Genomic DNA, 14540 nt, shown 5'->3' with positions numbered 1-14540 from the left:
CTTCCGGAAGGGCTCTGTGATCCACGTGACTCATTTGATCGATCATTTTTTGTGTTGTCTCACGATTGACGCCCGTCACCGGCCCGCGAGCCGGAAGTCCAGCGCGGTGCAACGCCGTCCCGCCGAGACCGTGCGCACCGCCTGACCGATCGCCTTGCGCGAACCGACCAGGACGACCAGCTTCTTCGCCCGGGTGACCGCCGTGTACAGCAGGTTCCGCTGCAGCATCATCCAGGCGCTGGTGGTGACCGGGATCACCACGGCCGGATACTCGCTGCCCTGGGAACGGTGGATGGTCACCGCGTACGCGTGGGCCAGTTCGTCCAGCTCGTCGAACTCGTAGGGCACCTCCTCGTCCTCGTCGGTCAGCACGGTCAGGCGCTGGTCGACCGGGTCGAGCGAGGTGACCACGCCCACGGTGCCGTTGAAGACACCGTTGGCGCCCTTCTCGTAATTGTTGCGAATCTGGGTGACCTTGTCGCCGACCCGGAAGACCCGGCCGCCGAACCGCTTCTCGGCGAGGTCGGGTCGGCCCGGGGTGATGGCCTGCTGGAGCAGGCCGTTGAGCGTGCCGGCGCCCGCGGGGCCTCGGTGCATGGGGGCGAGCACCTGGACGTCCCGGCGCGGGTCGAGGCCGAATTTGGCCGGAATCCGACGGGCCGCCACGTCCACGGTGAGACGGCCGACCTCCTCGGTGTCGTCCTCGACGAAGAGGAAGAAGTCCTTCATGCCGTCGGTGACGGGGTGCTGCCCGGCGTTGATCCGGTGCGCGTTGGTGACCACGCCGGACTGCTGGGCCTGCCGGAACACGCGCGTGAGGCGCACCGCGGGGACCGGGCCGCCCTCGGCGAGCAGGTCCCTGAGGACCTCCCCCGCGCCGACGCTGGGCAGTTGGTCGACGTCCCCGACGAACAGGAGGTGCGCGCCCGGCGGCACCGCCTTCGCCAGCTTGTTGGCGAGCAGCAGGTCCAGCATGGAGGCCTCGTCGACCACCACGAGGTCGGCGTCGAGCGGGCGGTCCTTGTCGTAGGCCGCGTCGCCGCCGGGCTTCAGCTCCAGGAGCCGGTGGACGGTGGAGGCCTCGGCGCCGGTGAGCTCGGCGAGGCGCTTTGCGGCCCGTCCGGTCGGGGCGGCGAGGACGATCTTGGCCTTCTTGGCGCGGGCCAGCTCCACGATCGAGCGGACGGTGAAGGACTTGCCGCAGCCGGGACCGCCGGTGAGGACGGCGACCTTCTCGGTCAGCGCGAGCTTGACGGCGGCCTCCTGCTCGGGCGCGAGCTCGGTGCCCGTACGGGACCTCAGCCAGCCGAGCGCCTTGTCCCAGGCCACGTCCCGGAAGCCCGGCATCCGGTCCTGGTCGGTGCGCAGGAGCCGCAACAGCTGGGCGGAGAGGGAGAGTTCGGCGCGGTGGAAGGGGACCAGGTAGACGGCGGTGACCTCATGGCCGTCGGGGCCGGGCACCTTCTCGCGCACGACGCCGGGCTCTCCCGAGTCCTCGTCGGGCAGGGCGAGTTCGGCGAGGCACTCGATGACCAGGCCGGTGTCGACCTGGAGGAGCTTGACCGCGTCGGCGATCAGCTGTTCCTCGGGGAGGTAGCAGTGGCCCTGGTCGGTGGACTGCGAAAGGGCGTACTGGAGACCGGCTTTGACCCGCTCCGGGCTGTCGTGCGGGATGCCGACGGACTGGGCGATCTTGTCGGCGGTGAGGAAGCCGATGCCCCAGACGTCGGAGGCGAGGCGGTAGGGCTGGTTCTTCACGACGGAGATCGAGGCGTCGCCGTACTTCTTGTAGATGCGCACGGCGATGGAGGTGGACACCTCGACGGTCTGGAGGAAAAGCATGACCTCCTTGATCGCCTTCTGCTCCTCCCAGGCGTCGGCGATCTTCCTGGTCCGCTTGGGGCCGAGCCCGGGGACCTCGACGAGCCGCTTCGGCTCCTCCTCGATGATCTTCAGGGTGTCCATGCCGAAGTGCTGGGTGATGCGGTCGGCGAAGACCGGCCCGATGCCCTTGACGAGCCCGGAGCCGAGATAGCGGCGGATGCCCTGGACGGTGGCCGGCAGGACGGTCGTGTAGTTCTCGACGGTGAACTGCTTGCCGTACTGCGGGTGAGAGCCCCAGCGCCCCTCCATCCGCAGGGACTCCCCCACCTGGGCGCCGAGCAGCGCGCCGACGACGGTGAGGAGGTCACCGCCGCCTCTGCCGGTGTCGACGCGGGCGACCGTGTAGCCGTTGTCCTCGTTGGCGTAGGTGATGCGCTCGAGCACGCCTTCCAACGTCGCCAATCGGTGGTCCGCGCCTGCCTCTTGCCTGGACATGATCCGACGGTACCGGCCGGCTCTGACAGCGGGGACGGCTCCCGACCTCCAGCCCGATCACCGACTTGTCAAGACCAGGTGATCCGCTCCAGCACGCCTTCGAGCACGGCCGGCCGTCGTTCGCCCGTGGAGGCCCCCGCCTGATCGGTCATGATCCGTCCGTACCCCCGGGGTCCGACATCACGATCCGGTATCGAGGTCTTGCCTCTGGCCGTGTAATCGATTCCAATCCTCGGTACACGAAGTCGTGTAATCGATTCCACAAGGAGGTGGAGCGGCGATGGCGAGCATCAAGGACGTCGCTGCCGAGGCGGGGGTTTCCGTCGCCACGGTGTCGCGCGTCCTCAACGACCATCCGTCGGTCAGCGCGGACGCACGCACCCGCGTGCTGGCCGCCGTCGAGGCCCTGGGCTACCGCCCGAACGCCGTCGCCCGCTCCCTGCGCACCGACCAGACCCACACCCTCGGCCTGGTCATCAGCGACGTGCTGAACCCCTACTTCACCGAGCTGGCCCGCTCCGTCGAGGAGGAGGCCCGCGCGCTGGGCTACAGCGTGATCATCGGGAACGCCGACGAACGCCCCGACCTCCAGGACCACCACGTACGGAACCTGCTGGACCGCCGGATCGACGGGCTCCTGGTCTCCCCCACCGACGGCGGCTCCCCGCTGATGCTGGACGCCGTGCGCGCGGGCACGCCGATGGTGTTCGTGGACCGGTGGATCCCGGGCGTGGCCGTGCCGGTCGTCAGGGCCGACGGACAGGCCGCGGTGCGCGATCTCGTCGCGCATCTGCACGGCCTCGGACACCGCAGGCTCGCCATCATCGCCGGGCCCGCCGCCACCACGACCGGCCAGGAGCGCGTGGCGGCCTTCCGGGACGCCCTTGAGGCGTACGGACTGGAGCTGCCCGACGCCTACATAGGGCAGGGCGACTTCCAGGCCGAGAGCGGGCGGCGGGTCACCGAGGGCTTCCTCGACCTGCCCGAGCCGCCCGAGGTCGTCTTCGCGGCCGACAACCTGATGGCGCTCGGCGCCCTGGACGCCGTACGCGCGCGTGGGCTGCGGGTACCGGAGGACCTCGCCCTGGCCGCGTTCGACGACATCCCGTGGTTCGTGCACACCGATCCGCCGATCACCGCGATCGCCCAGCCCACGGGCGACCTGGGACGGGCCGCGGTGCGCGCGCTCGTCGACCGCATCGAGGGACGGCGGCCCGCGTCGGTCACCCTCCCCGCCCGTCTGGTCGTCCGCCGCTCGTGCGGCGAGAACCCCAACCCTGTGCAAAGGAGCACGTCGTGAGCAACGAGGACGAGTTGCTGCGCATCGAGGGCATACGGAAGTCCTTCCCCGGAGTGGTCGCGCTCGACGGCGTCGACTTCGACCTGCGCCGGGGCGAGGTGCACGTACTGCTCGGCGAGAACGGCGCCGGCAAGAGCACGCTGATCAAGATGCTGTCGGGCGCCTACCACCCCGACCAGGGCCGCGTCCTGGTGGACGGCGAGGAGGTGCACATCCGCGGGGCGCAGGACGCCGAGCGGCTGGGCATCGCCACCATCTACCAGGAGTTCAACCTGGTACCGGATCTGACGGTCGCCGAGAACATCTTCCTGGGCCGGCAGCCGCGCCGGCTCGGGATGATCGACCGCAAGCGGATGGAGGCCGACGCCGAGGTGCTGCTGCAGCGCGTCGGGGTCAGCGTCTCGCCCCGCGCGCGGGTGCGTGAACTCGGTATCGCCCGGCTCCAGATGGTCGAGATCGCCAAGGCGCTCAGCCTGGACGCGCGCGTGCTGATCATGGACGAGCCGACCGCCGTGCTCACCTCCGAGGAGGTCGACAAGCTCTTCGCGATCGTGCGCAGGCTGCGCGCGGACGGGGTCGGGATCGTCTTCATCACCCACCACCTGGAGGAGATCGCCGCCCTCGGTGACCGGGTCACGGTCATCCGGGACGGCAAGTCCGTCGGCCAGGTGCCCGCCTCCACGCCCGAGGACGAGCTCGTACGCCTCATGGTGGGGCGGTCGATCGAGCAGCAGTACCCGCGCGAGCGCGGCGACACCGGAGCGGCCCTGTTGAAGGTCGAGGGCCTGACCCGGGACGGCGTCTTCCACGACATCGGCTTCGAGGTGCACGCCGGCGAGGTGGTCGGCATCGCCGGGCTGGTCGGCGCGGGCCGTACCGAGGTGGTGCGGGCCGTGTTCGGCGCGGACCCGTACGACAAGGGGGCCGTGCACGTCGCCGGGGCGGCCCTGCGGGGCCATGACGTGGGCGCCGCGATGGCGGCCGGGATCGGGCTGATCCCCGAGGACCGCAAGGGCCAGGGGCTGGTGCTCGACCAGTCGGTCGAGGAGAACCTGGGGCTGGTGACCATGCGGGCCCGCGCGCGGGCGGGGCTCGTCGACCTCAAGGGCCAGCGGGAGGCCGCCGCGCGGATCGCCGAACAGCTCGGGGTCCGGATGGCGGGCCTGCACCAGCACGTGCGGACCCTGTCCGGCGGCAACCAGCAGAAGGTCGTCATCGGCAAGTGGCTGCTCGCCGACACCAAGGTGCTGATCCTCGACGAGCCCACGCGCGGGATCGACGTCGGCGCCAAGGTCGAGATCTACCAGCTCATCAACGAACTCACCGCGGCCGGTGCCGCCGTCCTCATGATCTCCAGCGATCTGCCCGAGGTGCTCGGCATGAGCGACCGGGTGCTGGTGATGGCCCAGGGCCGGATCGCCGGCGAACTGACCGCCGACGAGGCCACGCAGGACTCCGTGATGGCACTCGCCGTCAGCACGAACACCGTCAAGACCGACAAGGAGGCCCCTCGTGGCCACTGACACGCTCAAGGGCGGGGCGAGCGCGGGTGGCCTGCGCCGTCTCCTGCTCGACAACGGCGCGCTGACCGCGCTGATCGTCCTCGTCATCGCCATGTCGGCGCTGTCCGGCGACTTTTTGACCACCGACAACCTGCTCAACGTCGGCGTCCAGGCGGCCGTGACCGCCATCCTCGCCTTCGGTGTGACCTTCGTGATCGTCTCCGCGGGCATCGACCTGTCGGTGGGCTCGGTGGCGGCCCTGTCGGCCACCGTCCTGGCCTGGAGCGCGACCTCGCACGGGGTGCCGGTCTTCATAGCGGTCGTCCTCGCCGTCGCCACCGGCATCGCGGCCGGTCTCGTCAACGGCTTCCTGATCGCGTACGGCAAACTCCCGCCGTTCATCGCCACGCTGGCGATGCTCTCGGTGGCGCGCGGTCTGTCGCTGGTGATCTCCGAGGGCTCCCCGATCGCCTTCCCCGACTCCGTCTCGCACCTCGGTGACACGCTCGGCGGCTGGCTGCCGGTGCCCGTCCTCGTCATGGTCGTCATGGGGCTCCTCGCGGCGTTCGTGCTGGGACGGACCTACATCGGCCGCTCCATGTACGCGATCGGCGGCAACGAGGAGGCGGCCCGCCTCTCCGGGCTGCGGGTGAAGAAGCAGAAGCTCGCCATCTACGCCTTCTCCGGTGTGTTCGCGGCCGTCGCGGGTGTCGTGCTCGCCGCCCGGCTCTCCTCGGCGCAGCCGCAGGCCGCCGACGGCTACGAGCTGGACGCGATCGCCGCGGTCGTCATCGGCGGCGCCTCGCTCGCGGGCGGCACCGGCAAGGCGTCCGGGACGCTGATCGGCGCGCTGATCCTCGCGGTACTGCGCAACGGCCTCAACCTGCTGAACGTGTCCGCGTTCTGGCAGCAGGTCGTCATCGGTGTCGTCATCGCGCTGGCGGTCCTGCTGGACACCCTGCGCCGCAAGGCCGGGGCGACCCCGGTGGCCGGGGCCCCGCAGGGCGGCAAGCGGCGCCAGGCGGCGACGTACGGTCTCGCGGCCGTGGTCACCGTGGCGATCGTGGGCGCGACCTCCTTCCTGCACAACGACTCGTCCTCGTCGTCGAACCCGAAGGTGGGTCTGTCGCTGTCGACCCTCAACAACCCCTTCTTCGTGCAGATCCGGGCGGGTGCCCAGGCCGAGGCGAAGAAGCGGGGCGTGGACCTGACCGTCACGGACGCCCAGAACGACGCCTCCCAGCAGGCCAACCAGCTGCAGAACTTCACCAGTTCGAGCCTCGGCGCGATCATCGTCAACCCGGTGGACTCGGACGCGGCGAGCAACTCGGTCAAGGCCGCCGACAAGGCGAAGATCCCGGTCATCGCGGTGGACCGCGGTGTCAACAACGCGAAGACGGACGCCCTGGTGGCCTCCGACAACGTCGCCGGCGGTGAGCTGTCCGCCCGGACGATCGCCGAGAAGCTGGGCGGCAAGGGCAAGATCGTGATCCTGCAGGGGCAGGCGGGCACGTCGGCGGCGCGTGAGCGCGCGCAGGGTTTCGCGCAGGGTCTCAAGGCGTACCCGGGCATCCAGGTCGTCGCGCAGCAGCCCGCCGACTTCGACCGCACCAAGGGCCTCGACGTGATGTCGAACCTGCTCCAGGCCCACCCGGACGTCCAGGGCGTCATCGCCGCCAACGACGAGATGGCGCTCGGCGCGATCAAGGCGCTGGGTTCCAAGGCCGGAAAGTCGGTCTCGGTGGTCGGCTTCGACGGCACCCCGGACGGCCTGAACGCGGTGAAGAACGGCACGCTCTTCGCATCCGTGGCACAACAGCCCTCCCAACTCGGCAAAATCGCGGTGGACAACGCGCTCAAGGCCCTTCAGGGCAAGAAGGTCGAGGAGACCATCAAGGTGCCGGTGAAGGTGGTCACGAAGGAGAACGTGGCCGGTTTCACGGGCTGACGACGGCGTAAGGGCGGGCGGTCGCTTCGACCGCCCGCCCCGCGTCACCGACTAGGGGAGTCATTCATGTACGACTACGACCTTCTGGTCGTAGGGTCGGCCAACGCCGACCTGGTGATCGGCGTGGAGCGGCGGCCGGGGGCCGGCGAGACGGTGCTGGGCTCGGACCTGGCCGTGCACCCGGGGGGCAAGGGCGCCAACCAGGCCGTCGCGGCGGCCCGGCTGGGCGCCCGTACGGCGTTGCTGGCCCGCGTCGGCGACGACGGGCACGGCCGGCTGCTGCTCGACTCGCAGCGGGCGGCCGGGGTGGACACGGTGGGGGTGCTGGTGGGCGGGGCCCCGACGGGGGTCGCGCTGATCACCGTGGACCCCTCGGGGGACAACTCCATCGTGGTCTCGCCGGGTGCCAACGGGCGTCTGACACCTGGTGACGTACGCGCCGCGGTCAGTCTCTTCCACGCCTCCCGGGTGGTGTCGACCCAGCTGGAGATCCCGCTGGAGACGGTCGTGGAGGTCGTACGGAACCTGTCTCCGGACAGCCGGTTCGTGCTGAACCCGTCACCGCCGCGGCCGTTGCCCACCGAGGTCCTCGCGGCCTGCGATCCGCTGATCGTCAACGAGCACGAGGCGAAGGTGATCCTCGGGGACGCGTGCGTGAGCGACGCGCCGGAGGACTGGGCGCGGCTGCTGCTCGCGAAGGGCCCGCGGTCGGTGGTCGTGACGCTGGGCGCCGAGGGGTCGCTGGTGGCGTCCTCGGCGGGGGTGAGCCGGGTGGCGTCGGTGAAGGTGGACGCCGTGGACACCACGGGCGCGGGGGACGCCTTCACGGCGGCGCTGGCGTTCCGGCTGGGGGCCGGTGCCGGACTGGCGGAGGCGGCCGCGTACGCGTCCCGGGTCGGGGCGGTCGCGGTGACCCGGAAGGGCGCGCAGGACTCCTTTCCCACGTCGGAGGAGGTCGAGGCGCTGTGAAGAAGGCCGGGATACTCAACCGCCAGCTCTCCGGCGCGCTGGCCGAGCTGGGGCACGGGGACGGGGTGCTGGTGTGCGACGCCGGCATGCCGATCCCCGACGGGCCGCGCGTGGTCGACCTGGCCTTCCGGGCCGGGGTGCCGTCCTTCGCGGAGGTCCTGGACGGGCTGCTCGCCGAGCTGGTCGTGGAGGCGGGCACCGCGGCGGAGGAGGTGCGGGGCGCCAACCCGGCGGCCGCGCAGCTGCTGGACGCCCGCTTCCCCGCGCTGCGCCTGGTCTCCCACGAGGAGCTCAAGGTCCTGTCGGCGGGCGCGCGGCTGGTGGTGCGCACGGGCGAGGCACGGCCGTACGCGAACGTGCTGCTCAGATGCGGGGTGTTCTTCTGACGTCGGCCGGCTCAGGGCGTCGGGAAGGCGAGCCGTAGGCCGTACGTGCTCTCGGCGCGGCGCAACGCCGGTACCAGGGCGGTGCGCAGCTCGCGGATCTGCTCGGCGTGCTCCGCGAGGAACCGCTCACGCAGGTGGCGCCGGACCGGCTCCCGTGCGGCCTCGACCGGGCGCATGCAGAGGGCGTAGGCACTGCCGAGGGCGCTGTCCTCGCGCGCGTAGTCGGCCGCGGGGGCGTTCATCAGACGGGAGTCGACGAGCGCGAAGAAGGCGTTCTCGTCGCGGACCCGGTAGCCGCGGTCCGCGAGACAGCCCGGCAGGCCGCGCAGGGCCCGGGACGCGGCGGGATCGTTCCGCGAGGCCGTGAGTGCGCCGAACCACGCCCGCTGCACCGGCAGATAGACGTTGCGCACCGCGGACCCGGCGGCCTCCCCCTCGGCACGGCAGCGCCGGGTCTCGGCGGCACCCCCGGACCGCGCCGCGCCGGGGCTCGCGGCCGGGGTCGGTACGGGCACCTCCGTGCCGTGTCCGAACCCGTGGCGGCCGAGGAAGGCGAGGTCGGGCAGTTCGGCGTACGAGATGAAGGCCAGCGGGACCTCCTGACCGGGCGGCGCGATCCCCTCGTCGTGCGCGCAGTCGGCGGCGGCCGTGCGGGCCACCTGCTGCACGAAGACGTCCAGACCCTGCGTCCAGCGGCTCTCGGCGCCCGTCGCCGGGAGCACCATGAGCGCCGGGTCCCGGGGCAGCGTGTGGGTGACCCGCGCGGGGGCCGCGGCCGTCGTGGGCGCGGGCGGCGCGCTCGGCTCCTGCCCGGACGAGCCGGCCGCCGTGCCGCACGCGGCGGTGAGCAGAGCGGCGGCCGCTGCGACGAGGGTGCGCGCCAGGCTGGTCCGGTTCACGTCCGTCCTTCCGCCGGCCGGGGTGCCGCGCGCACGCGGCACCCCGGGACCGGGAGTCGAGGTCAGTGGGTGATGGTGACGTTGTCGCCGCCCTCGAGGAGGCTGGCCACGCTGAACGGGGTGTTGTCGTTGACGTCGGTGCACAGCCAGTACGTGGAGTCGTTGATGCTGTGGTTGCCGTCGTAGGCCTGGACGTAGCGCTTGGCGCAGGTGAACCAGGTGCCGTCGGAGCGGCGCAGCCGGCCCGCGTAGTAGTCGTAGGTGCGGGACGTGGTGTTGAACGAGTAGGTCAGGTTGAGGTCGCCGCAGGAGCTGGTGGCGGACTTGTTGCGGACGGTGCCCTGGCTCTCGTACTCGCCGGTGGTCAGTGGCGAGGGGGTGCAGGCCTGGGGGGCCGCGGAGGCGGCGGGGGCGAGCACCATGCCGGTCGCGGCGGAGACGAACACGAGTGCTCCTGCGACGACGGCCCGGCGGCTGCGGTCTCTGTTCGGCATGCTGGGATCTCCTCTTCCGGTGGGTGGTGGTGCCGCCGGATACGGTCGCAGCGCGGGCCCGTTCGAACCACGCCCTTCGAACAGCCTCGAAAGTCGCAGGCGGGGCAGCGGAGTTCGTCGCTCCGGTGCGGCGGGTGGGTCTGCCGGGGCCCATGAGCCGGACGGTGTCTGTGGTGCCGGGCGCCGTTGACTAAAAGTCGCTCGGCACCGCCGCCCCGGCGTGCTCGGCCGGTGAGGGGCGCCGCAGCATCGCCGCACCCAGCGGGGTGAGGGTGTGCAGGACGGTGTTCTGCAGGCGCCGGCTCGTGCTCAGGCCGGCGTCGCGCAGCACCGTGGTGTGGTGGGTGGCCGTGGCCGGGGAGACGCCCAGGAAGCGGGCCAGTTCCGAGGTGGTCATGCCGAGGGCCACGGCCCGCAGCGCGGCGGCTCTGGTGCGGCCCAGCAGCGCGGAGAGAGCGGCGTCGGGTGCGGCCGGGCCGGACGGCCGGACGTGCTGCACGGAGTACACCAGCACCGGTTTCAGCGAGCCGTCGGCCAGGGACACCGGTGCCTTCCAGCAGAAGTAGGACGGGACCAGGCGCAGGCCCCGCCCGTCGAGGTACAGGTCGCGGTCCTCGACGTAGTCGACGTGGAGCACGGGCGGGCACCAGCGCATGGCGGGCGAGAGGCCGTTGAGCAGGTCGCCGACGCCGCCGTTGAGCGTCGAACGGGCGAGCAGGCCACGCTCCCCGGCGAGGGACTCGCACATCCGGTCGAGGTGGGGTGCGACGACGGTGTCGTGGTAGGCGCGCAGGACCCGCACGAGTTCGTTCCGCAGGTCGGGCTCCGCCAGCGCGGGCGCCCAGTCGGGGGCGCCGCTGCACCGGGCCAGCAGCCTCATCTCGTGCACGACCCGCTCGGGTGGGGTGTCCCGGACCGCGGCCAGCCCCGCCTCCAGCCCGTCCGCGCCCTCGGCCGGGGTGAGGAAGTCGGGCCAGTAACGGGCCCTGGGCAGCACCGGGATGAGCAGTCCCCGCACGGCGGCGCCCAGCCTGGTGCCGGTGAGCGCGGCCAGGGTGCCGCGATGCCAGTCGGCGTAGGCCCAGCGGCCCTGGGTGGTCTGGAGGCGGTGCAGACTGAACGCGGTCTCCCAGAGCGGGTCCGGTGTACTCGCCACCCTGATGCGGGTCAGGTCATCGGGGGTGAAGTGGATGCGCAGCACGGAACGGTCCCCCAGGAGCGTCGGAAGTCGTGCTCGGCAGGCAGCAGCCTGGGGCCTCGGGCGTCACACGGGCAACGTATGGATTCGGCCGCTTCCCTCCGTCACCGCCGGTCACCGTCGGCTCCGCGAAGAGGGTGCGGAAAAAAGTCGGTGCGCCCGTACAACCCTCCCCCGACCTGGCGGGTCGTACTTGGCATCAGGACTCTTGGAGGGGGATCTGGGGGGATCGCGGGGGTTCTGATGGGGAGGGGAAACCCGAGGGGGCCCGGTCATCGGCCGGGCCCCTTCGAAATGCCCGGACCGCCTCACACGGTGTGTGCCACGAACCGTTCCGCCGTCTCCGCGAGGACCTCGCGGCCGTCGCGGGCCCACAGCGCGTCGTTGAACAGCTCGACCTCGATGGCACCCGTGTAGCCGGCCGCCTCGACGTACCGCTGCCACTCCCGCATGTCGATCGAGCCGTCGCCGATCTGCCCGCGGCCGTTCAGCACGCCCTCCGGCAGCGGGGTCGTCCAGTCCGCGAGCTGGAAGGTGTGGATACGGCCGCCGGCGCCCGCGCGGGCGATCTGCGCGGGCGCGTTGTCGTCCCACCAGATGTGGTACGTGTCCACCGTGACGCCGACCTGCCGGGCGGGGAAGCGCTCCGCCAGGTCGAGGGCCTGGGTGAGCGTGGAGACCACACAGCGGTCCGAGGCGTACATGGGGTGCAGCGGCTCGATGGCCAGCTTCACCCCGTGCTCCTCGGCGTACGGGCCGAGCACCGCCAGGGCGTCCGCGATGCGCTCACGGGCGCCGTGCAGGTCCTTGGAGCCGGCCGGCAGACCGCCCGAGACCAGGACCAGCGTGTCGGTGCCGAGGGTGGCCGCCTCGTCGACCGCGCGCCGGTTGTCGTCCAGGGCGGCGGCCCGCTCGTCGGGGTCGATGGCCGTGAAGAAGCCGCCGCGGCACAGCGTGGTGACGGTCAGACCCGCGTCGCGGACCAGCTTGGCCGTCTCCTCGACGCCGTACGACTGGACGGGCTCGCGCCACAGGCCGAGGTTGCCGATGCCCAGCTCCTGGCAGGCTTCGACCAGTTCGGGCAGGGACAGCTGCTTGACCGTCATCTGGTTGATGGAGAAGCGGGACAGGTCGGTCACTGGGTCACCCCGTACAGGGACAGCAGGTTCTTCATGCGCTCCTCGGCGAGCTTCGGGTCCGGGAACAGGCCCAGGCCGTCGGCGAGTTCGTAGGCGCGCGCGAAGTGCGGCAGGGAGCGGGCCGACTGGAGGCCGCCGACCATCGTGAAGTGCGCCTGGTGGCCGGCCAGCCAGGCGAGGAACACCACGCCCGTCTTGTAGAAGCGGGTGGGTGTCTGGAAGAGATGCCGGGACAACTCGACCGTGGGGTCGAGGAGTTCACGGAAGCCCTTGGCGTCCCCGGTGTCCAGCACCCGCACAGCCTCGGCCGCGAGCGGGCCCAGCGGGTCGAAGATGCCGAGCAGGGCGTGCGAGAAGCCCTGCTCGTCGCCCGCGATCAGCTCGGGGTAGTTGAAGTCGTCGCCGGTGTAGCAGCGGACGCCCTGCGGGAGCCGCCGGCGGATGTCGATCTCGCGCTGCGCCTCCAGGAGGGAGACCTTGATGCCGTCGACCTTGTCGGGGTGGGCGGCGATGACCTGGAGGAAGGTGTCGGTCGCCGCGTCGAGGTCGCTCGATCCCCAGTAGCCCTCCAGGGCCGGGTCGAACATCGGGCCCAGCCAGTGCAGGATCACCGGCTCGGCGGCCTGGCGCAGGAGGTGGCCGTAGACCTCCAGGTAGTCCTCGGGGCCCTTGGCCGCGGCCGCGAGGGCCCGGGAGGCCATCAGGATGGCCTGGGCGCCGGACTCCTCGACGAGGGCGAGCTGCTCCTCGTAGGCGGCCCGTACCTCGGCGAGGGTCGCCGGGCCTGTGAGCTGGTCGGTGCCCACACCGCAGGCGATGAGCCCGCCGACCGACTTCGCCTCGGCGGCGCTGCGGCGGATCAGCTCGGCCGCGCCCGCCCAGTCCAGGCCCATCCCGCGCTGGGCGGTGTCCATGGCTTCGGCGACCCCGAGTCCGTGCGACCACAGGTGGCGGCGGAAGGCGAGGGTGGCGTCCCAGTCGACGGCGGCCGGGGAGTCCGGCGTCGCGTCGGCGAACGGGTCGGCGACGACGTGCGCGGCCGAGAAGACCGTACGGGAGGTGAAGGGGGTGCCGGAGGCGGCGGCGAAGGGCTCCTCGCGGGGCGCGTAGGCCCTGAAGCCGCCCTGGAAGTCGGGGAGTCGGATCGTCACAGCGAGATCTCCGGGACGTCGAGACGGCGGCCCTCGGCCGAGGACTTCAGGCCCAGTTCGGCGAGCTGGACACCGCGGGCGCCGGCGAGGAGGTCCCACTGGTAGGGGGCGTCCGCGTAGACGTGCTTGAGGAAGAGCTCCCACTGGGCCTTGAAGCCGTTGTCGAACTCGGCGTTGTCCGGGACCTCCTGCCACTGGTCGCGGAAGACCTCGGTGGCGGGGATGTCCGGGTTCCAGACCGGCTTCGGGGTGGCGGAGCGGTGCTGGACGCGGCAGTTGCGCAGGCCCGCGACCGCCGAGCCCTCCGTGCCGTCGACCTGGAACTCGACGAGCTCGTCGCGGTTGACGCGGACGGCCCAGGAGGAGTTGATCTGGGCGATGGCGCCGCCGTCGAGCTCGAAGATGCCGTAGGCGGCGTCGTCGGCGGTGGCGTCGTAGGGCTTGTCGTCCTCGTCCCAGCGCTGGGGGATGTGGGTGGCGGTGAGGGCCTGCACGGACTTCACCCGGCCGAAGAGCTCGTGGAGCACGTACTCCCAGTGCGGGAACATGTCGACAACGATGCCACCGCCGTCCTCGGCGCGGTAGTTCCAGCTCGGGCGCTGGGCGGTCTGCCAGTCGCCCTCGAAGACCCAGTAGCCGAACTCGCCGCGGATCGAGAGGATGCGGCCGAAGAAGCCGCCGTCGATGAGGCGCTTGAGCTTGAGCAGGCCCGGCAGGAAGAGCTTGTCCTGGACGACGCCGTGCTTGATGCCCTTCGCCTCGGCGAGGCGGGCCAGCTCCAGGGCGCCGTCGAGGCCGGTGGCGGTGGGCTTCTCGGTGTAGATGTGCTTGCCGGCGGCGATCGCCTTCTTGATGGCCTCCTCGCGCGCGGAGGTCACCTGGGCGTCGAAGTAGATCTCGACGGTCGGGTCGGCGAGGACCGCGTCCACGTCGGTGGAGATGTTCGCCGGGTCCAGGCCGTGCTGCTCGGCGAGGGCCTTCAGCGCGTGCTCACGGCGGCCCACGAGGATCGGCTCGGGCCACAGCACGTTGCCGTCGCCGAGGTCGAGACCGCCCTGCTCGCGGATGGCGAGGATCGAGCGGACGAGGTGCTGGCGGTAGCCCATGCGCCCCGTCACACCGTTCATGGCGATACGCACCGTCTTGCGTGTCACGTCATTCCCTTCATAGGAGTCGTACGCGGTTGTGCGCGCCGCGCACGCCCTACTGATGAGCGTTACAGCAAGCGCTTTCTA

12 protein-coding genes are annotated in these 14540 nt (G+C 71.5%); 5 read left to right on the top strand and 7 right to left on the bottom strand.

Translation table 11 applies throughout. The features are described from left to right. Positions 1 to 75: 75 nt before the first annotated feature. The gene (gene recD2, locus AQI94_RS01490) at positions 76 to 2319 is read right to left on the bottom strand and encodes an SF1B family DNA helicase RecD2 (protein WP_031037822.1); all 2244 of its coding nucleotides are present in this window, start codon (positions 2317 to 2319) and stop codon (positions 76 to 78) included. Positions 2320 to 2599: 280 nt separating this feature from the next. Between recD2 and AQI94_RS01485 the strand changes: the two genes are divergently transcribed. The 5 genes from AQI94_RS01485 (at position 2600) to rbsD (ending at position 8424) form a co-directional block, all read left to right on the top strand. Next, positions 2600 to 3619 (top strand): LacI family DNA-binding transcriptional regulator, encoded by a 1020-nt coding sequence (locus AQI94_RS01485; protein WP_031037823.1) that lies wholly within the window; start codon positions 2600 to 2602, stop codon positions 3617 to 3619. Next, complete coding sequence (locus AQI94_RS01480) at positions 3616 to 5142, top strand: sugar ABC transporter ATP-binding protein (RefSeq protein ID WP_031037826.1); 1527 nt, start codon at positions 3616 to 3618, stop codon at positions 5140 to 5142. Before AQI94_RS01485 ends, AQI94_RS01480 begins: the two co-directional genes overlap by 4 nt. Continuing rightward, entirely contained in the window at positions 5132 to 7069 is a 1938-nt protein-coding gene (locus tag AQI94_RS01475) for an ABC transporter permease/substrate-binding protein (RefSeq protein WP_031037830.1), read from the top strand. The genes AQI94_RS01480 and AQI94_RS01475 overlap by 11 nt, the downstream gene beginning before the upstream one ends. A 66-nt stretch (positions 7070 to 7135) precedes the next feature. Beyond that, positions 7136 to 8038, top strand: a complete 903-nt coding sequence (locus AQI94_RS01470) for a ribokinase (protein WP_031037833.1) — start codon at positions 7136 to 7138, stop codon at positions 8036 to 8038. After that, on the top strand, positions 8035 to 8424 hold the full coding sequence (gene rbsD, locus AQI94_RS01465; protein WP_031037836.1) for a D-ribose pyranase: 390 nt from the start codon (positions 8035 to 8037) through the stop codon (positions 8422 to 8424). The genes AQI94_RS01470 and rbsD overlap by 4 nt, the downstream gene beginning before the upstream one ends. Before the next feature lie 11 nt (positions 8425 to 8435). Here the strand turns inward: rbsD and AQI94_RS01460 are convergent, their stop codons facing one another. The 6 genes from AQI94_RS01460 to AQI94_RS01435 all read right to left on the bottom strand — a co-directional run bounded on the left by AQI94_RS01460 (position 8436) and on the right by AQI94_RS01435 (position 14459). After that, complete coding sequence (locus tag AQI94_RS01460) at positions 8436 to 9323, bottom strand: hypothetical protein (RefSeq protein ID WP_062229538.1); 888 nt, start codon at positions 9321 to 9323, stop codon at positions 8436 to 8438. Between the two features lie 62 nt (positions 9324 to 9385). Beyond that, positions 9386 to 9817: a hypothetical protein gene (locus AQI94_RS01455; protein WP_031051286.1), complete on the bottom strand. Its 432-nt coding sequence runs from the start codon at positions 9815 to 9817 to the stop codon at positions 9386 to 9388. Between the two features lie 190 nt (positions 9818 to 10007). Beyond that, the gene (locus tag AQI94_RS01450) at positions 10008 to 11018 is read right to left on the bottom strand and encodes a helix-turn-helix domain-containing protein (protein WP_037943497.1); all 1011 of its coding nucleotides are present in this window, start codon (positions 11016 to 11018) and stop codon (positions 10008 to 10010) included. 305 nt (positions 11019 to 11323) lie between these two features. Further along, entirely contained in the window at positions 11324 to 12154 is an 831-nt protein-coding gene (locus tag AQI94_RS01445) for a sugar phosphate isomerase/epimerase family protein (RefSeq protein WP_031051282.1), read from the bottom strand. Next, positions 12151 to 13305, bottom strand: coding sequence for a dihydrodipicolinate synthase family protein (locus AQI94_RS01440; protein ID WP_031051280.1), 1155 nt, complete (start codon positions 13303 to 13305; stop codon positions 12151 to 12153). The genes AQI94_RS01445 and AQI94_RS01440 overlap by 4 nt, the downstream gene beginning before the upstream one ends. Next, positions 13302 to 14459 (bottom strand): Gfo/Idh/MocA family protein, encoded by a 1158-nt coding sequence (locus tag AQI94_RS01435; RefSeq protein WP_031051279.1) that lies wholly within the window; start codon positions 14457 to 14459, stop codon positions 13302 to 13304. Before AQI94_RS01435 ends, AQI94_RS01440 begins: the two co-directional genes overlap by 4 nt. Between the last annotated feature and the right edge of the window lie 81 nt (positions 14460 to 14540).

Origin of the sequence: Streptomyces pseudovenezuelae (genome assembly GCF_001513955.1) — a bacterium.
Lineage (GTDB): Bacteria > Actinomycetota > Actinomycetes > Streptomycetales > Streptomycetaceae > Streptomyces > Streptomyces pseudovenezuelae.
This window is presented reverse-complemented; position numbering and strand designations above follow the sequence as displayed.